This is a genomic window from Streptomyces sp. NBC_01622 (assembly GCF_045209635.1).
Classification (GTDB): Bacteria; Actinomycetota; Actinomycetes; order Streptomycetales; family Streptomycetaceae; genus Streptomyces.
The window spans coordinates 3,209,788-3,231,154 of the sequence record NZ_CP109293.1; the positions used below are offsets into that span (position 1 = coordinate 3,209,788).

The 21,367-nt window shown below is 70.6% G+C and carries 17 protein-coding genes and 1 riboswitch; of the genes, 9 read left to right on the forward strand and 8 right to left on the reverse strand.

Annotated elements, in window-relative coordinates:
- Nucleotides 1–24: 24 nt before the first annotated feature.
- Nucleotides 25–2,829 carry a GNAT family N-acetyltransferase gene (locus OH768_RS14290; protein WP_406453629.1) on the reverse strand — a complete coding sequence of 935 codons (2,805 nt, stop codon included), beginning with the start codon at nt 2,827–2,829 and terminating at the stop codon, nt 25–27.
- A gap of 188 nt (nt 2,830–3,017) precedes the next feature.
- Here OH768_RS14290 and OH768_RS14295 point away from each other — a divergent pair, with 188 nt between their 5' ends.
- Complete coding sequence (locus tag OH768_RS14295) at nt 3,018–3,299, forward strand: HPr family phosphocarrier protein (RefSeq protein ID WP_019072943.1); 282 nt, start codon at nt 3,018–3,020, stop codon at nt 3,297–3,299.
- Between the two features lie 221 nt (nt 3,300–3,520).
- Here OH768_RS14295 and OH768_RS14300 read toward each other — a convergent pair whose 3' ends face one another.
- The 4 genes from OH768_RS14300 to OH768_RS14315 form a co-directional block, all read right to left on the reverse strand.
- Nucleotides 3,521–4,216, reverse strand: a complete 696-nt coding sequence (locus OH768_RS14300; protein ID WP_406453632.1) for a GntR family transcriptional regulator — start codon at nt 4,214–4,216, stop codon at nt 3,521–3,523.
- 187 nt (nt 4,217–4,403) lie between these two features.
- Entirely contained in the window at nt 4,404–5,159 is a 756-nt protein-coding gene (locus OH768_RS14305; protein ID WP_406453634.1) for a M23 family metallopeptidase, read from the reverse strand.
- A gap of 13 nt (nt 5,160–5,172) precedes the next feature.
- Nucleotides 5,173–5,336, reverse strand: a riboswitch (cyclic di-AMP (ydaO/yuaA leader).
- 202 nt (nt 5,337–5,538) lie between these two features.
- Nucleotides 5,539–6,927, reverse strand: coding sequence for a M16 family metallopeptidase (locus OH768_RS14310; protein WP_406453636.1), 1,389 nt, complete (start codon nt 6,925–6,927; stop codon nt 5,539–5,541).
- Nucleotides 6,924–8,297 (reverse strand): M16 family metallopeptidase, encoded by a 1,374-nt coding sequence (locus OH768_RS14315; RefSeq protein WP_406465262.1) that lies wholly within the window; start codon nt 8,295–8,297, stop codon nt 6,924–6,926. The genes OH768_RS14310 and OH768_RS14315 overlap by 4 nt, the downstream gene beginning before the upstream one ends.
- Before the next feature lie 333 nt (nt 8,298–8,630).
- Between OH768_RS14315 and OH768_RS14320 the strand changes: the two genes are divergently transcribed.
- The gene (locus OH768_RS14320; RefSeq protein WP_406453638.1) at nt 8,631–11,087 is read left to right on the forward strand and encodes a DNA topoisomerase (ATP-hydrolyzing) subunit A; all 2,457 of its coding nucleotides are present in this window, start codon (nt 8,631–8,633) and stop codon (nt 11,085–11,087) included.
- Nucleotides 11,088–11,103: 16 nt separating this feature from the next.
- Here the strand turns inward: OH768_RS14320 and OH768_RS14325 are convergent, their stop codons facing one another.
- Nucleotides 11,104–12,249: a GTP-binding protein gene (locus tag OH768_RS14325; protein WP_406453640.1), complete on the reverse strand. Its 1,146-nt coding sequence runs from the start codon at nt 12,247–12,249 to the stop codon at nt 11,104–11,106.
- A gap of 323 nt (nt 12,250–12,572) precedes the next feature.
- On the opposite strand from OH768_RS14325, the gene OH768_RS14330 reads away from it, so the two are divergent.
- The 3 genes from OH768_RS14330 to OH768_RS14340 all read left to right on the forward strand — a co-directional run bounded on the left by OH768_RS14330 (nt 12,573) and on the right by OH768_RS14340 (nt 13,980).
- Nucleotides 12,573–13,079, forward strand: a complete 507-nt coding sequence (locus OH768_RS14330) for a DUF6082 family protein (RefSeq protein WP_406453642.1) — start codon at nt 12,573–12,575, stop codon at nt 13,077–13,079.
- A 276-nt stretch (nt 13,080–13,355) separates the two neighbouring features.
- On the forward strand, nt 13,356–13,592 hold the full coding sequence (locus OH768_RS14335; protein WP_406453644.1) for a hypothetical protein: 237 nt from the start codon (nt 13,356–13,358) through the stop codon (nt 13,590–13,592).
- A 193-nt stretch (nt 13,593–13,785) separates the two neighbouring features.
- Nucleotides 13,786–13,980: a hypothetical protein gene (locus OH768_RS14340; protein WP_406453645.1), complete on the forward strand. Its 195-nt coding sequence runs from the start codon at nt 13,786–13,788 to the stop codon at nt 13,978–13,980.
- Nucleotides 13,981–14,267: 287 nt separating this feature from the next.
- Here the strand turns inward: OH768_RS14340 and OH768_RS14345 are convergent, their stop codons facing one another.
- Complete coding sequence (locus tag OH768_RS14345; protein WP_406453647.1) at nt 14,268–15,434, reverse strand: citrate synthase/methylcitrate synthase; 1,167 nt, start codon at nt 15,432–15,434, stop codon at nt 14,268–14,270.
- Nucleotides 15,435–15,532: 98 nt separating this feature from the next.
- Here OH768_RS14345 and OH768_RS14350 point away from each other — a divergent pair, with 98 nt between their 5' ends.
- From OH768_RS14350 to OH768_RS14365, 4 genes are all read left to right on the forward strand, one after another.
- Nucleotides 15,533–16,789, forward strand: a complete 1,257-nt coding sequence (locus OH768_RS14350) for a citrate synthase (protein WP_406453649.1) — start codon at nt 15,533–15,535, stop codon at nt 16,787–16,789.
- A 54-nt stretch (nt 16,790–16,843) separates the two neighbouring features.
- Nucleotides 16,844–17,782, forward strand: coding sequence for a sucrase ferredoxin (locus OH768_RS14355; RefSeq protein WP_406453651.1), 939 nt, complete (start codon nt 16,844–16,846; stop codon nt 17,780–17,782).
- Between the two features lie 138 nt (nt 17,783–17,920).
- Complete coding sequence (locus OH768_RS14360; protein WP_406453653.1) at nt 17,921–19,591, forward strand: ATP-binding protein; 1,671 nt, start codon at nt 17,921–17,923, stop codon at nt 19,589–19,591.
- On the forward strand, nt 19,588–20,268 hold the full coding sequence (locus OH768_RS14365; RefSeq protein ID WP_406453655.1) for a response regulator: 681 nt from the start codon (nt 19,588–19,590) through the stop codon (nt 20,266–20,268). The genes OH768_RS14360 and OH768_RS14365 overlap by 4 nt, the downstream gene beginning before the upstream one ends.
- An 11-nt stretch (nt 20,269–20,279) precedes the next feature.
- On the opposite strand, the gene OH768_RS14370 is transcribed toward OH768_RS14365, so the two are convergent.
- Nucleotides 20,280–21,332 (reverse strand): ABC transporter substrate-binding protein, encoded by a 1,053-nt coding sequence (locus OH768_RS14370; RefSeq protein ID WP_406453657.1) that lies wholly within the window; start codon nt 21,330–21,332, stop codon nt 20,280–20,282.
- Nucleotides 21,333–21,367: the final 35 nt, after the last annotated feature.

The window sequence follows — 21,367 nt, forward strand, 5'->3', positions numbered from 1 at the left end:
GCCTTCCACGCGCGGGGAGGTCCGTTAGTACACGGGAAGAGTCCTCGGGCCGAGGTCGTCGCGGACCGGCGGTGGCGCCAGGCGGACGGAGGCGCCGAGCACGCTCAGGCCGAGCGCGGCAACGACCACCGGCTCCAGGGTCACCGCGACCACCTCGGGATGGTCGTCGACCAGCCGCGACACCCGCAGCAGCAGCTCCTCCAGGGCGGGCGTGTCGACAGGGGTCGAACCGCGCCAGCCGAACAGGAGAGGTGCCGTCCGGATCGACCGGACCAGCGAGCCGGCCTCCCGGTCCGTGACCGGAATCAGCCGGTGCGCGGTGTCCCCGAGCAGCTGCGAGGCGGCTCCGGCGAGCCCGAACGACAGCACGGCCCCCGCCGCCGGATCGATGACGGCCCGTACGACGGTGTCGACCCCGCGCGGCGCCATCCGCTGCACCACCGGCCGCAGCTCCTCCGGCCGGCCGAACAGTTCGCCCAACTCGGCGTACGCCCGCCGCAGTTGCTCCTCGTCCGCCAGATCCAGGCGTACGCCGCCCAGGTCGGCGCGGTGTCGCAGGTGCGGGGCGGTGGCCTTGAGGGCGACCGGATAGCCGAGGGTGCGGGTGGCCTCGGCGGCGGCATCGGGGGTGGGTGCGGGCAGCGCGCGGTGCACGTCGACGCCGTACATGCCGAGCAGTTCGCAGGTCTCGTCGACGCCGAGTGTGAGGCCTTGCCCGCGCGCGAGCAGCCCGCCGATCAACCCGGCGGCCCCTTTCTCGTCGATGTCCTCGTACTCGGGGACCCGGCCGGGGTCGACGGCCTCGCGCCGCCACTGGGCGTACTTCACGGCTTCGGCGAGGGCGCGGACCGCGCGTTCGGCGGCGGGGTAGGCGGGGATGAGGCCGACGCCTTCGGAGGCCTGTACCGCGCTGGGCGGTCGCTCCTCGGAGCGCTGCGAGTCCTCCCGCCTCGAAACGGCCCGCGGTGCCGTACTGGTCGCGGCCGACAGCGCCGCCGCGAGCCCCCCGAGCTCCACATGCACCACCAGCACGGGCTTCCCGGGGACGGTCTCCGCCGCCGACCGCAACGCCTCGGCCAGCGCCGCGTCCTCCGCCGGCCCTTCCCCGACCGCCGGTATCGCGGTCACCACGACCGCGTCGCACGCCTCGTCGGCCAGCGCGTCCGACAGCGCCCGGTGGAAGTCCGCCGCGGTGGCCGCCGTGGTCAGATCCAGCGGGGCGAGCGGCCGCAGGCCCTCGGAGAGGCACGCGTCGTACGTCAGCAGTCCCAGTGACTCGGAGTTCCCGACGATCGCCACCCGCGCCCCGCCGGGCAGCGGCTGGCGGGCGAGCAGCAGCCCGGTGTCGACGAGTTCGGTGATCGTCTCGACGCGGATCACGCCGGCCTGCCGCAGCAGCGCGGACACCGTGGCGTGCGGCAGGCGTGTCACGCGTACGGCGTGCCCCTGGGGGGCGGATCCGGCGCCCTGGACCACGACCAGCGGTTTCGCCGCCGCGGTGCGCCGGGCGAGGCGGGTGAACTTGCGGGGGTTGCCGATGGACTCCAGGTACATGAGGGCGACGTCGGTGTCGGGATCGTCGTACCAGTACTGAAGGACGTCGTTGCCGGACACGTCCGCGCGGTTGCCGGACGACACGAACGTGGAGACGCCCGTGACTCCGGTGACGCCGCCGCCGCGCCGGTGCAGCCGGGAGAGGAGGGCGATGCCGATGGCGCCGGACTGGGCGAACAGCCCGATGCGTCCGGGGCGCGGCATCTCGGGGGCCAGGGACGCGTTCAGCCGCACGTCTGCGGCGGTGTTGATGACCCCGAAGGCGTTCGGCCCGATGATCCGCATGCCGTACGTGCGCGCGTGCCGGACGAGTTCGCGCTGGCGCTCGCGCCCCTCGGGGCCGCTCTCGGCATAACCGGCGGTGACCACGACGAGCCCCTGCACCCCGTGTTCACCGCATTCGGTGACGACCTGGGGGACGTGTGCGACCGGGACGGCGACGACCGCGAGGTCGACGGGGCCTTCGATGTCGCGCACCGAGCGGTAGGCCGGCACCCCGTCGAGTTCCTTCTGCCCTTCGGGGAAGGCCTTGTTCACGGCGTACAGGCCGCCGGTGAATCCGGCGTCCCTGATGTTGTCGAGAACGCTGCGGCCGACCCCTCCGGGGGTACGTCCGACGCCGACGACGGCGACCGAGCCGGGCACCAGCAGCCGTCGTACGGACCGTGCTTCGGCGCGCTGCTCCCGCGCGCGCTGCACGGCGAGGGACCTGTCAGTGGGTTCGAGATCAAACTCCAGGCGTACGACGCCGTCCTCGAAGCTGCGCTTCTGGGTGTAGCCGGCGTCCGTGAACACCTTGATCATCTTGTTGTTGGCGGGCAGCACCTCGGCGGCGAAGCGGCGGATGCCTCGCTCGCGCGCGACGGCCGCGATGTGTTCGAGGAGGGCGGAGGCGACGCCCCTGCCCTGGTGCGCGTCCTGCACCAGGAAGGCGACCTCGGCCTCGTCGGCGGGGGCGGACGCGGGACGCCCGTCGGCACTAATGCGGTCATAGCGTACGGTGGCGATGAACTCGCCGCCGACCGTGGCCGCGAGTCCCACCCGGTCCACAAAGTCGTGGTGCGTGAAGCGGTGGACATCCTTGGCGGACAGGCGAGGGTACGGCGCGAAGAAGCGGTAGTACTTCGACTCGTCGGAGACCTGCTCGTAGAAGCTGACCAGGCGATCGGCGTCGTCGACGGTGATGGGCCTGACGCGCGCGGTACCTCCGTCGCGCAGCACGACGTCGGCTTCCCAGTGGGCGGGGTACTCGTGCCGGTCCGACGAGGTCTGCATGGGCCCCAGCGTACGGCTCGCGTCCGACAACGGCGCGAGGCAGTCTGTGGGGGAAAGCAGCCAGGGGAAGTGGGGCCGAGGCCGCGGTCCGACACCCTCCTCCGGACGGTCCGCGGGGCCGCTCCGGGCTCGCTTCGCGTGTGGGAAACTGGTCTAGACAACCCTGAGACTCTGAAGGGCAGCATCACATGGCTGAGCGCCGCGTCAACGTCGGCTGGGCGGAGGGCCTTCACGCCCGCCCCGCCTCCATCTTCGTCCGGGCCACCACGGCCGCAGGTATCCCCGTGACGATCGCCAAGGCCGACGGCAACCCCGTCAACGCGGCCTCCATGCTCGCGGTCCTGGGCCTGGGCGCCCAGGGCGGCGAGGAGATCGTCCTCGCGTCGGACGCCGAGGGCGCGGACGCGGCCCTCGACCGGCTGGCGAAGCTGGTCGCGGAGGGTCTCGAGGAACTCCCCGAGACCGTCTGAACAAGCCCCTCTGTGCGCCTGAACCGGCGCCGCTCTCGCGGAGGTGGTTGCGCACCGCCGGGGTTCCTCAATTGATGGTTGCGGTGCTTTCGCCGTAAAAACGATGTACCGCACCCACGAAGGGCTCGCCCGAATTACCGGGCGAGCCCTTCGCAATTCCATTTGCGGGCAGCAGAAATAATCCCCCGCGAATTATCCCCTCTTTGTATACGGCGCCCGTGTTAATGCCGGAGACCCGACATGTTTACGGGAGGTTGCGAAGTCCTCACGCGGTCCGTGCCGTTCGCGCCGCCGGGAAAGCGCAGCCGGTGCGCGGTGCCCGCGCGCTCGGTGTGCAGGGCGGTGATCGCCCGCGCGCGCTCGGCGTCGCCGCGCGCCACGGCGTCCACGATGGCCCCGTGCTCCGCCCAGGACTCCACGGGGTTGGCCGGCGCCTCCACCACGTACATCCAGGCGATCTTGTGCCGCAGCTGGGTCAGCATCGAGGTCAGCGCGGGGCTCCCGGAGGCCTGGGCCAGCGTCTCGTGGAACCAGCTGCCCAGGGAGCGCAGATCCTCGCTGTTGCCCCTCCTGGCGCGCTCCTGGCCCAGCCTGACGAGGCCGCGCAGCACCTTGAGGTGGGCCTCGGTACGCCGCTGGGCGGCGCGCGAGGCACCGAGCGGCTCCAGCAGCATCCGCATCTCCAGCAGGTCGGCGGCCTCCTGCTCGGTCGGTTCCGCGACGCACGCGCCCGCGTGCCGCCGGGTCACCACGAACCCCTCCGCCTCCAGCGTGCGCAGGGCCTCCCGCACGGGGACGCGCGAGACGCCGTACCGGCGCGCGAGGAGTTCCTCCGTGAGCCGGCCGCCGCGCTCGTAGACACCGGCGACGATGTCGTCCCGGATCGCCGTGCATACCGAGTGCGCCGGAATACGCATGTCCGACCTCCGCCTTAATCCCCGTGAAACGTCGACGATTGACGTGTGTTCCGTGACTCTATTGCAATCAGCGGGAATTTCCGATGGCGGACCGGAATCCATGGATATTTTTTGGACAGGAGGGGTCCGGAAACGCCGAAAGCCCCGGCCTGCGGGCCGGGGCTCCGGGAAGTGGGGTGGTGCGTCGTCAGACGTTGACGTCGTGCTTGCGGAGGTAGGCGACGGGGTCGACGTCCGAGCCGTACTCGGCGGTCGTGCGGGCCTCGAAGTGGAGGTGCGGTCCGGTGACGTTGCCGGTCGCCCCGGAGAGGCCGATCTGCTGACCCGGGGTGACCTTCTGGCCGACGGAGACGCCGATGGACGACAGGTGGCCGTACATGGTGTACATGCCGTCGGCCATCTTGATCACGACCTGGTTGCCGTACGAGCCGCCCCAGCCGGCCTCGACGACGGTGCCGGAGCCCACCGCGTGGACGCTGGTGCCGGTCGAGGCGTGGAAGTCGATGCCCGTGTGGGCGCCGGAGGACCACAGGGAGCCACCGGTCTTGTAGCCGGTGGACACATAGGAGTTGGCGACCGGCGCGACGAAGGTGTTGAGCCTCTTGCGCTCGGCCTCACGGGCGGCGCGCGCCTGGGCCTCACGGGCCGCCTCGGCCTGGGCGGCGGCCTTGGCGCGGGCGGTCTCCTCGGCGAGCGTCTCGGCGGCGGCCCGCCGCTGGGCGACGGCCTGGGCGTCGATCTTCTCGGCCACGGAGTCGCCGATGGCGACGACGGGCGTGAGGCCGGTCTGTTCGGGGGCGGGCTCGGCGGCGAACGCGGGGGCGCTGGCCAGGGTGCCGACGACTCCGGTGGTGGCGAACGCGGCGACGCTCGCGGCGCGAACGGTGGTGCGGTGGGTCCGGCTCGGGCGACGGTGCTTCCCGGTGGCGCGGGTGAACGCCATGAAGTGGCTGGTCCTTTCCTTCCTTCTCGCCTACCGGGTTAGCTGACGGGTTCGGAGCAGGAAGGTCTCCTACGGACTCCCCCGCCACGCGCGCGGGCGTCCGATTCACCCCAGGGACTCATGTGGGTCCCCGGCTCCCCTGGCTCGCGCCGTACGGGGACTCGGCGATGACTGTCCGGTGCCGCGAGTGCGGCGCGGTGCCTGACGGACAGCCGGACCGACGCTAAGGGGGGCCACTTTCAATCCCCAAACGGATCACGGTTTTTGTAGCGCATGCCACAGGGCAGACAGGCAACCTCTCCCCCAATTCGGACAATAGGGAGCCCTGATGGCGGTTCAGTCATCAGGGCTCCCCCACGCGCGCGTGCCGCTGTTCCGACTACTCCGCCGGAACGACGGTCACTTCGCCGATACCGAGGGCCTCGACGGGCTCCTTGATCTGCTCCGCGTCGCCGACGAGGATCGTCACCAGACGGTCCACCGGGAAGGCGTTGACAACCGCCGCGGTGGCCTCCACGGTGCCGGTCGCGGCGAGCTGCTGGTACAGCGTCGCCTGGTACTCGTCGGGCAGGTGTTGCTCGACCTGGTCGGCCAGCGTGCTCGCCACGGCCGCGGCGGTCTCGTACTTGAGCGGCGCCACCCCGACGAGGTTCTGTACGGCGATGTCCCGCTCGGCGTCGGTGAGTCCGCCCTCGGCGAGCTTGCGGAGCACCGTCCACAGGTCGTCCAGGGCGGGACCCGTGTTCGGGGTGTCCACGGAGCCGCTGATGGCGAGCATCGAGGCGCCCGTGCCGTCGGGTGCCGAACGCAGCACCTGGCCGAAGGCCCGCACACCGTAGGTGTAGCCCTTCTCCTCGCGCAGGACGCGGTCCAGGCGGGAGGTGAGGGTGCCGCCGAGGCAGTACGTGCCGAGCACCTGCGCCGGCCACACGCGGTCGTGCCGGTCGGCTCCGACGCGGCCGATGAGCAGCTGCGTCTGGACGGCGCCGGGCCGGTGCACGATCACGACCCGCCCGGTGTCGTCGGCGGTCACCGGCGGCACGGGGCGCGGCTGGCCGGCGGGGCCGGTCCACGAGCCCAGGGTGTCGGCGAGCAGCGCGTCCAGGTCGATGCCGGTGAGGTCGCCGACGACCACGACGGTGGCGGTCGCGGGGCGGACGTGCCGGTCGTAGAAGGCGCGTACGGCCCCGGAGTCGATCTTCTGGACGGTCTCCTCGGTACCCTGGCGCGGGCGCGACATGCGCGAGCTCGCCGGGAACAGCTCCTTGGAGAGCTCCTTGGCCGCGCGGCGGGACGGGTTGGCCGTCTCGTGCGGGATCTCGTCGAGGCGGTTGCGGACCAGCCGCTCGACCTCGCTGTCCGCGAAGGCGGGCGCCCTGAGGGCGTCCGACAGCAGGCCGAGGCCCTTGACCAGGCGCGAGGCCGGGACCTCCAGGCTCAGGCGCAGTCCGGGGTGGTCGGCGTGCGCATCGAGAGTGGCGCCGGAGCGCTCCAGCTCGGCGGCGAACTCCTCGGCGGAGTGCTTGTCGGTGCCCTCGGAGAAGGCACGCGCGGTGATCGTGGCGACGCCGTCCAGGCCTGCCGGTTCGGCTTCCAGGGGTGCGTCGAGAAGCACCTCGACGGCGACGACCTGCTGGCCGGGCCGGTGGCAGCGCAGGACCGTCAGGCCGTTGCCGAGCGTCCCGCGCTCGGGCGCCGGGAAGGCCCACGGCCTGGCCTCGCCCGCCTGGGGCTGCGGGTGGAATTCCATCGTGGCGAGCTCGGTCACTTGGCCGCCTCCTCGTTCTCGTCGCCGGCCTCGGCCGCTGCTACTTCGTCGGCGTCATTGTCGGCATCCTCGTCCGCGATCGGCTCGTAAACGAGCACCGCGCGGTTGTCGGGCCGCAGGCGCGTCTTGGCGACCTCCTGGACCTCCTCCGCCGTCACGTCCAGGACGCGCTGTACGGCGGTCAGGGCGAGCTGCGGGTCGCCGAACAGGACGGCGTAGCGGCACAGTTCGTCCGCGCGGCCCGCGACCGTGCCGAGCCGGTCCAGCCACTCGCGCTCCAACTGGGCCTGGGCGCGCTCCATTTCCTCGGCCGTGGGGCCCTCCGCGGCGAACCGGGCGAGCTCCTCGTCGATGGCTGCCTCGATGACGGGCACCTCGACGTCACCGGACGTCTTGACGTCCAGCCACCCCAGGGAGGGCGCTCCGGCCAGCCGCAGCAGACCGAAGCCGGCCGCGACGGCCGTACGGTCGCGCCGTACAAGGCGGTTGTAGAGGAGCGAGGACTCGCCGCCGCCGAGGATGGTGAGGGCCAGGTCGGCCGCGTCGGACGCGCGCGTGCCGTCCTCCGGGAGCCGGTAGGCGCACATCAGGGCGCGGGCCGGGACCTCCTCCTCGACGATCTCGCGCAGTTCGCCGCCCATCGTGTCGGGCAGTGAGCCGTCACGGGGTGTGGGCTTGCCGTCGTGCGAGGCGATGGACCCGAAGTACCTCTCGATCCAGGCGAGCGTCTGCTCGGGGTCGATGTCGCCGACCACGGACAGGACCGCGTTGTTGGGCGCGTAGTAGGTGCGGAAGAACGCGCGGGCGTCCTCCAGGGTGGCCGCGTCCAGGTCCGCCATCGAGCCGATGGGCGTGTGGTGGTAGGGGTGGCCCTCCGGGTAGGCGAGCGCGGTCAGCTTCTCGAACGCCGTCCCGTAGGGCACGTTGTCGTAGCGCTGGCGGCGCTCGTTCTTGACGACGTCCCGCTGGTTCTCCATCGACTCCTCGTCGAGGGCGGCGAGCAGGGAGCCCATGCGGTCGGCCTCCAGCCAGAGGGCGAGCTCCAACTGGTGGGTGGGCATGGTCTCGAAGTAGTTGGTGCGCTCGAAGCTGGTGGTGCCGTTGAGCGAACCGCCCGCGCCCTGCACCAGTTCGAAGTGTCCGTTGCCCTTCACCTGTCCGGAGCCCTGGAACATCAGGTGCTCGAAGAGGTGAGCCAGGCCGGTACGCCCCTTGACCTCGTGGCGGGAACCGACGTCGTACCAGAGGCACACCGCCGCGACCGGGGTCAGGTGGTCCTCGGAGAGCACCACGCGCAGACCGTTGGCCAAACGGTGTTCGGTCGCTGTCAGACCGCCGGACCCTGCCTCGGCGGTGGCCGTGTGACCCATGGGCATGTACGTCCCTTCGATCGCGGATTCTCTGGCTGGAACCGCAGAAATCCTGCTCGTCCCGCCACTGTATGCAAGCGTGCGGACCGTCGGCGAAGTTCCCGGCGGACGTACGCCGAGAGCGAGATCGCGTAGCCTGCGGGCAGTCGCACACGTGGACCCACGCGGCAGCCGTCGGTGACGGAGCCGAGCGGCCAACGCCGGGTCCTGGTCCGCGTTGTCAGTGCCGCGGTCCACAATGGTTCACGTCAAGACCCCGTTCACGCTTCAGCAAGAGTGAGCCGAAGGGGAGCGACCCCCAGGCGAGCGACCAGAAAAGAGGAGCCGGCAGCGATGGCCCGCCGCAGCACGAAGACCCCGCCGCCCGACGACTCGTTCGAGGAGCGGATCCTCGACATCGACGTCGTCGACGAGATGCAGGGCTCCTACCTTGAGTACGCGTACTCGGTCATCTACTCCCGCGCCCTGCCGGACGCCCGGGACGGCCTGAAGCCGGTCCACCGCCGGATCGTCTACCAGATGGACGAGATGGGCCTGCGCCCCGACCGCGGCTATGTGAAGTGCGCGCGTGTCGTCGGCGACGTCATGGGCAAGCTGCACCCGCACGGCGACGCGTCGATCTACGACGCCCTGGTGCGCATGGCGCAGCCCTTCTCCATGCGCGTCCCCCTGGCCGACGGCCACGGCAACTTCGGCTCGCTGGGCAACGACGACCCGCCCGCCGCCATGCGGTACACCGAGTGCCGGCCGTCCGAGGCCGCGAACCTGATGACCGAGTCGATCGACGAGGACACGGTCGACTTCGCCCCGAACTACGACGGCCAGGAGCGGGAGCCGGTGGCCCTGCCCGCAGCCTTCCCGAACCTGCTGGTGAACGGCTCGTCGGGCATCGCCGTCGGCATGGCCACCAACATGCCGCCGCACAACCTGGGCGAAGTCATCGCGGCGGCCCGCCATCTGATCCGCTATCCGAACGCGGACCTCGACACCCTGATGCGGCACGTTCCAGGCCCCGATCTGCCCACGGGCGGCCGGATCGTCGGCCTGAGCGGCATCCGGGACGCCTACGAGACGGGCCGCGGCACCTTCAAGATCCGCGCCACCGTGGCCGTGGACAACGTGACGGCGCGCCGCAAGGGCCTCGTCGTCACCGAACTGCCCTTCTCCGTGGGCCCGGAGAAGGTGATCGCCAAGATCAAGGACCTGGTCGGCGCGAAGAAGCTGCAGGGCATCGCCGACGTCAAGGACCTCACCGACCGCGCGCACGGCCTGCGCCTGGTCATCGAGATCAAGAACGGCTTCGTCCCTGAAGCGGTCCTGGAGCAGCTCTACAAGCTGACGCCGATGGAGGAGTCCTTCGGCATCAACAACGTCGCCCTGGTGGACGGCCAGCCCCTCACGCTGGGCCTCAAGGAACTCCTGGAGGTCTATCTCGACCACCGCTTCGACGTCGTACGGCGGCGCAGCGAGTTCCGCCGCACCAAGCGGCGCGACCGCCTCCACCTCGTGGAGGGTCTGCTCACCGCGCTCGTCGACATCGACGAGGTCATCCGGATCATCCGCTCCAGCGACAACTCCGCGCAGGCGAAGCAGAGTCTGATGGAGCGCTTCTCGCTGTCGGACATCCAGACGCAGTACATCCTGGACACGCCGCTGCGCCGGCTCACCCGGTTCGACCGGATCGAGCTGGAGTCGGAGATGGAGCGCCTCACCGCGGAGATCGCCGAGCTGTCCCGCATCCTGGAGTCGGACACCGAGCTGCGCAAGCTGGTCTCGACCGAACTGGCCGCGGTGGCCAAGAAGTTCGGCACCGACCGGCGTACGGTCCTGCTGGAGTCGGCGGGCGCCCCCGACGCCACGGTGCCGCTCCAGGTGGCCGACGACCCGTGCCGGGTACTGCTCTCCTCGACGGGACTGCTGGCCCGCACGGCGAACGGCGAGCCCTTCCCGGAGGACGCCGAGGCCCGGCGCGTCAAGCACGACGTGATCGTCTCGGCGGTCCCGGCCACGGCACGTGGCGAGCTGGGCGCTGTCACCTCGGCCGGCCGCCTCCTGCGGATCAACGTCGTAGACCTCCCGCAACTCCCGGAGACGGCCGCCGCGCCGAACCTCTCCGGCGGCGCGCCGGTCTCGGAGTTCGTCTCCCTGGACGAGGGCGAGACGGTCATCTGCCTGACGACCCTCGACGAGTCCTCCCCGGGTCTGGCCATCGGCACGGAGCAGGGCGTCGTCAAGCGCGTGGTCCCCGACTACCCCACGAACAAGGAGGAGTTGGAGGTCATCACGCTCAAGGACGGCGACCGGATCGTCGGCGCGATCGAGCTGCGCACCGGCGAGGAGGACCTGGTCTTCATCACGGACGACGCCCAACTCCTGCGCTACCAGGCCTCCCAGGTCCGCCCCCAGGGCCGCCCGGCCGGCGGCATGGCGGGCATCAAGCTCACCGACGGCGCGAAGGTCATCTCGTTCACGGCCGTCGATCCGGCTGTGGACGCGGTCGTCTTCACGGTCGCGGGCTCGCGCGGCACGCTCGACGACTCCGTCCAGACGACGGCCAAGCTGACCCCGATCGACCAGTACCCCCGCAAGGGCCGCGCCACCGGCGGCGTCCGCTGCCAGCGCTTCCTGAAGGGCGAGGACTGCCTGTCCCTGGCCTGGGCGGGCGCCGTACCGGCCAGGGCCGCACAACGGGACGGCACCCCGGCCGAACTCCCGGAGATGGACCCGCGCCGCGACGGCTCGGGCGTGTCCCTGCCGAAGACGGTGTCGGTGGTGGCGGGCCCGGTGTAGCCCGCGCCCGCCCGGCCTACGGCTCCGGGTCCGGGAGGGGGTGCGGGTCCAACTCCGGTTCGGATTCCGGCTCCTGGTCCGGTTCTTGTACGTACCGCAGGACGCCCCACATGCCGTGCTCGTCGGCGTGTGGGGCGTCGCCGTCCTCGCACGCCTCCAACTCCTTGCCGAGCGCGGCCAGATCGAGACCGGTGCCGATCAGCACGAGCTGCGTGAGCCGGGCGTCCCCGCTCGCCCAGGGCTCGGGATAGAACCGCAGGAAGCGTCCTACGGCGTGCACGGCATACCGGTTGCGGGGATCGTGGGCGCCGAAGTCGACGTACCCCTTGATCCGGTAGAGCCCCTCGGGCCTGCTGTCCAGGAACGCCATCAGCCCGCGCGGGTCCATGGGCGCGTCGGAGGCGAAGGAGAGGCTGTCGTAGGCGGCGTGCAGATGGTCTGCATGCTCGTGCTCGTCGCCGGTGTGCTCGTGCAGGTCGTCGAAGGTCAGCTGCCCTACGCGCTCCTCGCTGGGCCGGCAGTCGAAGAGGAACTCCGGGTCGATACGGCCGTAGGTGGCGGGCACGACGGCGGCCCGGTCGGTGAGGGAACTGACGAGTCCGAGGACGCGCGGGGCGTCGACCGCCCGGTCGAGCTTGTTGACGACGACCAGGTCGGCGAGGGCAAGGTGCCGGTCGATCTCGGGGTGCTTGGCGCGGGTGTCGTCGAACTCGGCGGCGTCGACGACCTCGACGAGTCCGCCGTAGACGATCCCCGGGTGTTCGCTGGCGAGCAGCATGCGCACCAGTTCCTCCGGTTCGGCGAGTCCGCTGGCCTCGATGACGATGACGTCGACACCGGTGGAGGGGCGGGCGAGCCGCTCCAGGTAGACGTCGAGTTCGCCGGCGTCGACGGCACAGCACAGGCACCCGTTGCTGAGCGAGACGGTCGAGTCGCCGAGGGCCCCGGCCACGGCGAGCGCGTCGATCTCGATCGCCCCGAAGTCGTTGACGATGGCGCCGATACGGCTGCCTCCGCTGCGGTGCAGGAGGTGGTTGAGCAGGGTCGTCTTGCCGGAGCCGAGGAAACCGGCGAGTACGACGACGGGGATCTGCGGGGGACTTGAAACCGGCGCCCCGCTTTCGCTCGGGCTCGGGTGTGCGCTCGGGTTCTGCGGGCTCAACGTGCGACCTCTTTCACGCCGACGCGTGCACCGGATCGCGGTCGGGTGCACGTACGGAGGTTGAATGCCGCCCCAGGATACGAGCCGGAAGAATCGCCGCGAAGTGAACGATTGTTAGCACTCCTTGCGGGGCACACGTTGGGGAAGGCGCCGGTTCGTGCGACCCTCGCTTCCCTCCGTGCGCCTCCTCTCCGCCTCCCTGCCGATCAGAGCCGCTCGGCACTCTGGGAGACGGCAAGCGCCGCCCATCGCTCGCCGGTCCCCATCAGTCGACCCGCACCCCGACGACCGGCGGACGGCCGCCTGATTCGGGGGTTATTGACATGGCCACACGGAACGTGGGGATACGAGGGCTCGGCTCAGCCGTCAGGGCATGGGTCGCGGCCGTCGCCGCGCCCCTTGCCGGGCCGGTCTCACGCCGTCGGCACAAAGCGGCCCTCGCCGAACAGCACCGACTCCACTTCGCCCTGCTGTGCAAAGCCATGGACGACCCGGCCCTGGCCAGCGTCCTCGACACGTACGAGACCCCGGTGCCACCCGAAAAGCAACGGCAGTACCTCTTCGCGAACGCGCTCTACGTGAACGCCCTGTACTACCACCGAATCGGCGCCCTGACCCTGGCAGAACTGCACGGCCACTTCCGGGTCATGTGCCAGAACCCGGTCTTCCGCGAGTACTGGGCAGCCACCGGGCACCACCGGAAGAGCCTGCCCGACTCCTCCGAAGAAGCCGGCCTCGGCCAAGTCATGGACGAACTGATCCAGGAACTCGACGACTCAGACACCGACGAGTGGTGGGTCGTCGGAGAGACACCGGGCGATTCACCCTGACCTCAGGCGGGCCCAATGCCCGGAAAGCACTCCGTCAAGAGCAGACGGCAGACTTCACCTGATTGCTTGCCCGTATCCGGCCCACCGCGAGTAGCGGAATGGTCTACCTTGTCGTCTGGCCCCCTCCGGGCACTCCGACGAACACCCTTCACGCTCGGAGACCTGCGGTTCCGGCGCCACACCTGCCCGGGGTGCTGCACCGCTCGGAGCCCCCATCCCTCCGAGCCACAAGGAGCCGCACTCGGAGAACACTCCGAGTAAGATTGGTAACCCTACGTGAGAATCGTGCGACGTGTCGGGGCTTCGCCTCGCGAGCGAGGCAGCGCCAGTGGCCAGACTTGCCCCGACATCTTCGAGCTCAGTGACGGCGACTTTGCCGTCATCGGGCGCGAAGCGACTGCGGAACTCGACTCCGAGCTCCCTCCTGACGCCGCACGTGCCGACTACGAGCGCATCGTGGTCATCAGTCGCGAGACCCTGCTTCGCGCGAAACGGGACATCCCTGACGCCTGACACCTCCGACCATCAAGGCACGTCTCTACTACCGTTCACCCACAGGACTTGCACATGGAGAACCCGGCACCCTGCGGTGCCGGGCCTCCGGCCACAGTCCGCACAGCCCTCTTCTTTCATCTGAGCCCAACCCGTCAACTCCCCCCATCCCGCCGGGGTTCACGAGCCGCGTCCCTCACGTGAGGACACAGCCGTGACCTCAGCGGCGCGGGACGTCATCCCGCACGCCCAGGGCCTTTCGGCCGGGAGGGAGCCGGTCTTGAAGCGCAAGCTGACGGACCGGTGGCGGATCCACGTACGGCAGCACGTCTCATCGGAGCGCGTGAGCGCGACCTGCGAGGTCTTCCTCGTGATCGCGTGGTTCATCCAGCACTGCCCGTGGGTCTGAAGCGCGTAGGCCCCGGCTGAGCAATCGGCCGGGGCCCACGTCCACCACCAGGGCCTCGTCCTCAAGGTCCTAGCCGACGCGAGGACGGGGCCTTCGTGTGTCTCTGCATGGATACACGCGGGACGCGACAGGAAGCAACACGGGCCACCGCCACAGAAGACCGGTTCACTCACCTGACCGGCACATTTGACGCTTCCATAGCAGTACGCAGGCCCCTTGCCCCAGCACTCCAAGGGAACCCAGCAGCGAACGCGGGCCGGCCACCCGGACGGGACTCCAACCTTGTCTCAGGTCATCGCAGGCACCGCCACCGGCGCCCCCACCCCCACATACCGCGCGACCGGCCGAATGATCTTCGAGTCCTCCGCCTGCTCCACCAGGTTCGCGCTCCACCCCACCACCCGCGCGGCGGCGAACGTAGGTGTGAACATCTCCCGCGGCAGCCCGCAGAGTTCCATCACCAGCCCCGCGTAGAACTCGACGTTCGTGTGGAGTTCGCGGCCCGGCTTGAGTTCGGCGAGGATCGCCTCCACCTGGCGTTCGACCTCGACCGCGAACTCGACCCGGGGCCCGCCGAACTGCTGGGCGACCTCGCGCAGCATCCGGGAGCGCGGGTCCTCCGTGCGGTAGATCGCGTGGCCGAAGCCCATGATGCGGTCGCCGGCGAGGACGCGTTCACGGATCCAGGGGTCGATACGGTCCGGGGTGCCGATCGCGTCCAGGGTGTCCAGGGCGCGGCTTGGAGCGCCGCCGTGCAACGGGCCCGACAGCGCCCCCACGGCCCCGACGAGGCAAGCCGCCACATCCGCCCCCGTGGACGCGATGACCCGCGCGGTGAAGGTTGACGCGTTGAATCCGTGGTCAATGGTTGAGATCAAGTATTGCTCGATCGCCCTGGCCTGCTGCTTGTCCGGCTCCGAACCCGTCAACATGTAGAGGTAGTTGGCCGCGTAGGAGAGGTCCTCGCGCGGCTCTACGGGGTCGAGGCCCCGGCTCAGCCGGTACAGCGCGGTCAGCAGCGTCGGTACGGCGGCGGAGGCCACGAGGGTGTCCGCGCGCCGCGCGTCGGCGTCGATGTCGTACACCGGCCGGAAACCCTTCGCGGCGCCGAGCAGCGACAGCGCCGTTCGCATGCCGGACAGCGGTCCGGACGTCCCACTCGCCGCCGCCACGGCGGGCAGTGCGGCCCGCACCTCGTCGGGCAGCCGGCGCAGCGCCGCGGTCTCGGCGGCGAAGGCGGCGCCCTGTTCGGCGTCCGGCAGTTCGCCGTGGGCCAGGAGATGCCAGACGTCCTCGAAGCCGCGGGTCTGCGCGAGCTCTACGGCGGAGTACTGGCGGTAGTGGTAGAAGCCCTCGGTCCCCCGGACGTCACCGATTCGGGTGTCGGTGACGACGACGCCCGCGAGTCCCCGCGGAACCTCGATACGAGTGGCTGCGGCCCTGTTGATGGACATGTTTCCTCCCTGGACTCGATTCAAATGTCCATGGTTGACTCAATCTCTGTCAATATTGATTTAATCAATGCATCTTAGGGATGGATACCGTGACCTCCATGCGCGATCAAGAAACCGCTCCCGGTCACCCCGAGCGACGGCTGAGCACCAAGGAGACCGCCGAGTTGCTCGGCGTGAAGCCCGAGACCGTGTACGCGTACGTGAGTCGCGGGCAACTGGGCAGCAGGCGCGAGCCCGGTGGCCGGGGCAGCACCTTCGACGCCAAGGAGGTGGAGGCTCTCGCCCGGCGCAACAGACGGGAGAGCAGCGGGAGTTCGGGCTCCGGGGGCGAGTTGTCCGTACGGACCCGGATCACGCTCATCGAGAAGGACCGGTACTTCTTCAGGGGTGTCGACGCGACCGAGCTGGCCGCGCGCCACTCCTACGAAGAGATCGCCGAGTGGCTGTGGACGGGGGAGTTGCGTCCCGGGATCACGTTCACCGCGCCCAGGGCGAGCGTCGCCGTCGCCCGCCGCGCCGTGGACGCGCTGCCCGAACACACCGGCCCCACCGACCGGTTGCGGGTCGCGGCCATCGCGGCGGCGACGGCGGACCCGCTGCGCTTCGACCTGTCCGAGGACGCCGTGCTCGGCACGGCACGCACCCTCATCCCCACCCTCGTCGCCGCCCTGCCACCGGTGCGACGCGCTCATCGCGACGAGGGTCCGCTCGCCCTCCGGCTGTGGGCACGGCTGAGTGGCCAGACTGCTGACGAGGCGTCACTACGGGCTCTGGACACGGCACTTGGCCTGCTCGTCGACCACGACCTGGCCGCGTCCACCCTCGCGGTGCGGGTCGCCGCCTCGGCCCGCGCGCACGCCTACGCGGCCGTCTCCTCCGGCCTGGGCGTCCTCGAAGGACCGCTGCACGGCGCAGCCAGCGGTCTGGCGCACCGGATGCTGCTCGACGTGCTCGACCAGGGCAGCGCCGCCCCGGTGGTCGCCGACGAACTCCGGGCCGGCCGCCGCATCCCCGGGCTCGGCCACCGGCTCTACCCGGGCGAAGACCCACGCGCGCGTGCCCTGTTCGCCCTCCTGAAGGACGTTCCCGGCGCCGGGCCCGCGCTCGCCGCGGCCCGTGACATCGTCGCCACCACGGCCCGCCACACCCCGCTGCACGCCAACGTCGACCTGGCACTCGCCGTGCTCACCGTCTCCTCCGGGATGCCCTCCACGGCGGGCGAGACGATCTTCGCGGTCGCACGTACGGCGGGCTGGATCGCGCACGCCCTGGAGGAGTACGGCGAGCGCCCGCTCCGCATGCGGCCCAGCGGTCACTACGTCGGCCAGAAACCGCCCCAACCACTACCGGAGTAGGACACCAACGCGGCCGGAAGTCGCCCCGGGCCAAGTCAGGTTAGGCTCACCTCTGTGAGTACGTGCGCGACCGTCTCTCGGGACCTCGACGAGCCCATTTCCGGAACCGCGGCCACGGCGACGACGTGGCTGCTGCTGGAACAGCCCGGTCCTTGGGGTGCCAAAGCGCTCACTATGAGCCACCTGGACCCCGTGCTGGGCCGCGCCCTGGAAGCGGCGGCCGTGAACACGGGCGTACGGATCGCGCTCATCCGGCGTCCCGGGCGGCATGCGGACCCCGCGCCGTCACGGGTACGGCAGGTGTACGCGGCCCACGCCGTTCCCGGAAACGCGTGGCTGCAGAGCGCCACGACGACCGACCCGCGACAGCTGCTCGGCCTCGACTTCGCGGCCCTCGGCGCGGGCGACCCGCACTCGTTCGGCGCGGCGCTCGGCGGGCGGGTCCACACCGGCGATCCGCTCGCGCTCGTCTGCACCAACGGCAAGCGCGACCGCTGCTGCGCGCTCCTGGGCCGTCCGCTCGCCGCCGAACTGGCGGCCTCCGGGGTCGAGGGTGCCTGGGAGGTCACCCATCTCGGCGGCCACCGTTTCTCGCCCACGGTGCTCGTCCTGCCGTACGGCTATGCGTACGGTCGCGTCGGCGCCCACACCGTCAAGGAGATCCTCCAGGGCGTCCAGGAGGGCCGTGTGGTCGTCGAGGGCTGCCGGGGCGGTTCGGCCTGGGAGCGGCCCGGACAGGCGGCGGAGCTGGCCGTGCGGACGGCGGCGCGCGAGTACGCGACGGACGCGCTGAGTGTCGTACGGACGGACGGCGGCGCGCCCCGCTGGGAGGTGACGGTCGCGCACACCGACGGCCGCCACTGGCGCGTGATCGTCGCCCAGGGCGCTTCCCTGCCGCCCCGGCCGCAGAGTTGTGGGGCGTCGGTCCTCGGCGCGCCGGCACGAATGGACGTGGTGGCGGTGCGTGAGCTGACGACAGCCATGGCGGGCTGACTCGCAGGACGCCGGACCACCTGACGGGCTCCCATGGGAAACCGCCCTCTCCTGGAGGCCGCTTTCCCCAAGAATTGGTCAAGAGATCCACGCCACACCCCTGGGGCGGGCCCCGTCCCGGCACGTACCGTCGTGGGTATGAGCCCCACCCCTCTCGCACGCCGTCGTCGCCTCGGGCTGCCGCGGCGGGCGTTCTCGCAGGTGCTGCTGATGCAGCTGGCGATCGCCGCGGGAGTCGCGGTCCTGGCGACCGGGCTGTTCCTCGCGCCGCTGAGCAAGCAGCTGGACCAGGAGGCGATGAACCGCGCCCTGGCCATCGCCCAGACCACCGCGCAGCAGCCGCAGATCATCAAGGACCTCCAGAACACCCCTCCGCGCGCGGACGGGCCCGTGCAGAAGGAGGCCGAGCGGATCCGGAAGGCCACCAAGGCCGAGTACGTGGTGGTGATGGACTGGCGGGGCGTGCGCTGGTCGCACACGACTCCGAGCGAGATCGGCCGGTTCGTCTCGACCTCTCCCGGCCAGCCCCTGGCCGGTCAGGAGGTCAAGGAGATCGACAAGGGCACCCTGGGCCGCTCGGCCCGCGGCAAGGTGCCCATGCGCGACGCCGACGGCACGGTCATCGGAGCCGTCTCCGTGGGCATCAAGTACGACAGCGTCCGCGCACAGTTGATCAGCGCGATCCCCGGGCTGCTGGCGTACGCCGGGGGCGCGCTCGCCGTCGGCGCGCTGGCGGCCTGGCTGGTCTCCCGGAGGGTCCAGCGGCAGACCCGGGACCTTGCCTTCTCGGACATCTCGGCGCTGCTCTCGGAGCGCGAGGCGATGCTGCACGGCATCCGGGAGGGCGTCGTCGCCCTGGACCGCGCGGGCCGCATACGGCTCCTTAACGACGAGGCGCGGCGGCTGCTGGGCATCGGCGACGAGGCGGTCGGCCGGTCCCTGGACGAGGCGCTCGGCGAGGGCCGTACGACCGACGTCCTGGCCGGCCGGGTGACCGGCACCGACCTGCTCGCCGTCCGGGGCCAGCGGGTCCTGGTCACCAACCGGATGCCCACCGACGACGGGGGCGCCGTCGCCACCCTGCGCGACCGCACCGAACTGGAGCAGCTCGGCCGGGAGTTGGACTCGACCCACGGCCTGATCGACGCCCTGCGCGCCCAGGACCACGAGCATGCCAACCGGATGCACACCCTCCTGGGACTGCTCGAACTGGAGATGTACGACGACGCCGTCGACTTCGTCGGCGAGGTGGTCGGCGATCACCGGGCTACCGCCGAACAGGTCACCGAGAAGATCCAGGACCCCCTGCTCGCCGCCCTGTTGGTGGGCAAGGCGACCGTCGCGGCCGAGCGGGGCGTCGCCCTGTGGATCTCCGACCGGACCTGGCTGCCGGACCGGCTGATCGACCCACGGGGGTTGGTCACGGTGGTCGGCAACCTGGTGGACAACGCACTCGACGCCGTCGGAGGCACACCGCACGCGCGCGTGGAGGTCGAATTGCGGACGGAAGGGCGGACGGCGGTGCTCCGGGTGCGGGACACGGGGCCTGGAATCCCGGAGGAACAACGGGAGTTGATCTTCACGGAGGGGTGGTCCACGAAGAAGCCTCCGGCCCACGGCAAACGCGGAATCGGCCTCTCCCTGGTGCGTCGGCTCGCCGAACGGCAGGGCGGCAGCGCGGTGGTGACGGAGGCGTTCGGCGGGGGCGCGGAGTTCGTGGTCGTGCTGCCCGAGGCACTGACCGAACCGGACCTGGAACCCGCGCTCACTGCCCCCGGAGAGACCGTCGCCGAAGAGGACTCACGATGATCGAGGTTCTGGTCGTCGACGACGACACCCGGGTCGCACGAGTCAACGCCGCCTACGTCGAGAAGGTGCCGGGTTTCCACGTGGCCGGCGAGGCCCACAACGCGGCCGATGCGCTGCGCCAGTTGGAGACGTTGCCCCGCCTGGACCTGGTCCTGCTGGACCACTACCTGCCCGACGAGACGGGCTTGGCGGTCGTCCAGGAGATGCGCAGGCGCGGCCACCAGACCGACGTGATCATGGTGACGGCTGCCCGGGACGTGACGACCGTACAGGCGGCGATGCGGCAGGGCGCGCTGCAGTACCTGGTGAAGCCGTTCGCCTTCGCGGGCCTGCGGGCCAAGCTGGAGGCGTACGCCGAACTGCGCCGCACCCTCGACGGCGGCGGCGAGGCCGAACAGGCCGAGGTGGACCGCATCTTCGGCGCCCTGTCCACGCCGTCGGAGCCGGGGCTGCCCAAAGGGCACTCCCCCACCACCGCGGAACTCGTGCGCCAGTCCCTGATGAACGCCGAAGGCCCGCTGTCCGCCCAGGAGATCGCCGACCGTACCGGGCTGAGCCGGCAGACCGCCCAGCGCTATCTGAAGCTCCTGGAGCGCACCGGACGGGCCAGGCTGACGCTCAAATACGGCGACGCGGGCCGCCCGGAACACCGTTACGTGTGGGCGACCCGCGCCTGAGGCACGGCCGGTCAGCCTGTCGCGCTCTTCACGAACTCGGTCGTGTACGTCTTGTCGAGGTCCACGTCGGCGTTCTTGATGGTGGGGTTGAACGCCTTGAGCACCTTCTCGACGGTCTCGGGGCCGTTGGCCGGCATCACGCCGTCCTTGGTGAACATCGGCAGCGTGCTCTTGATCGCGGTGGCGTAGAGGGTCTTGTTGCCCTGGGAGTAGTCGGCGGGCATCTTGTCGGCGATCTCGGTGGCGCTGTGCGTGGACATCCACTTGAGCGTCTTGACGAATGCATTGACCATCTTCTGCACAGTGGACTTGTGGCTGTTCACCCAGTCCGTCTGCATGTACAGACTTGACGAGGGGTACGGCCCGCCGAGCGCGGCTTGCGACCCCTCGGGTGTCCGCATGTCGACGAGGACCTTGCCCGCCTTCTTGTCGAGGATCGTGGCGACGGTCGGGTCGGTCGTCATACCGGCGTCGATGGAACCCTGTTGGAGCGCGGCGACGAAGGTCGGTCCCGCGCCCACCGCGACCGGGGTGAACTCGCTGACATTGATGCCGTTCTTCACGGCGAGGTACTTGGTGAGGAAGTCGGTGGAGGAGCCGAGGCCGGTCACGCCGAGCTTCTTGCCCTTGAAGTCCTTCGGCGACTTGACCTTCCCCGCCGCCTTGGTGGACACGACCTCCACCTCGCCGGGCGCCTGCGAGAACTGCACCACGGACTCGACCGACTTGCCCTTCACCTGGAGGTCGAGCGTGTGGTCGTAGAAGCCGACGGCCCCCTGGACCTGCCCGGAGACGAGCGCGGTCTCGGCCTGGACGCCGGCCGGTTCGCTCAGCAGTTCCACGTCCAGGCCCTCGGCGTCGAAGTAGCCGAGCCGCTGGGTGAGCATCGCGGGCAGGTAGATGACCTTGTCCAGGCCACCGACCATGATCTTGACCTTCACGCCCTTGCCGTCGCCCTTGCTGGTGGAGGCGGTGGACGCCGCGTCGTTGGCGCAGGCGGTGAGCGAGGAGAGGGCGAGCAGGCCCGAGGCGGCCAGGGCGGTGTATCTGGCGGTCTTGCGCATGGCGGTTCACGTCCTTGTGAGGGTGCGGTTCGGAG

Coding starts and splice junctions, on each gene's coding strand:
- OH768_RS14345 (WP_406453647.1), bottom strand. CDS start 15,434: ATGTCCATCAACAGGGCCGCAGCCACTCGTATCGAGGTTCCGCGGGGA.
- OH768_RS14315 (WP_406465262.1), bottom strand. CDS start 8,297: ATGGGTCACACGGCCACCGCCGAGGCAGGGTCCGGCGGTCTGACAGCG.
- OH768_RS14360 (WP_406453653.1), top strand. CDS start 17,921: ATGAGCCCCACCCCTCTCGCACGCCGTCGTCGCCTCGGGCTGCCGCGG.
- OH768_RS14350 (WP_406453649.1), top strand. CDS start 15,533: ATGCGCGATCAAGAAACCGCTCCCGGTCACCCCGAGCGACGGCTGAGC.
- OH768_RS14290 (WP_406453629.1), bottom strand. CDS start 2,829: ATGCAGACCTCGTCGGACCGGCACGAGTACCCCGCCCACTGGGAAGCC.
- OH768_RS14320 (WP_406453638.1), top strand. CDS start 8,631: ATGGCCCGCCGCAGCACGAAGACCCCGCCGCCCGACGACTCGTTCGAG.
- OH768_RS14330 (WP_406453642.1), top strand. CDS start 12,573: ATGGCCACACGGAACGTGGGGATACGAGGGCTCGGCTCAGCCGTCAGG.
- OH768_RS14300 (WP_406453632.1), bottom strand. CDS start 4,216: ATGCGTATTCCGGCGCACTCGGTATGCACGGCGATCCGGGACGACATC.
- OH768_RS14295 (WP_019072943.1), top strand. CDS start 3,018: ATGGCTGAGCGCCGCGTCAACGTCGGCTGGGCGGAGGGCCTTCACGCC.
- OH768_RS14305 (WP_406453634.1), bottom strand. CDS start 5,159: ATGGCGTTCACCCGCGCCACCGGGAAGCACCGTCGCCCGAGCCGGACC.
- OH768_RS14370 (WP_406453657.1), bottom strand. CDS start 21,332: ATGCGCAAGACCGCCAGATACACCGCCCTGGCCGCCTCGGGCCTGCTC.
- OH768_RS14365 (WP_406453655.1), top strand. CDS start 19,588: ATGATCGAGGTTCTGGTCGTCGACGACGACACCCGGGTCGCACGAGTC.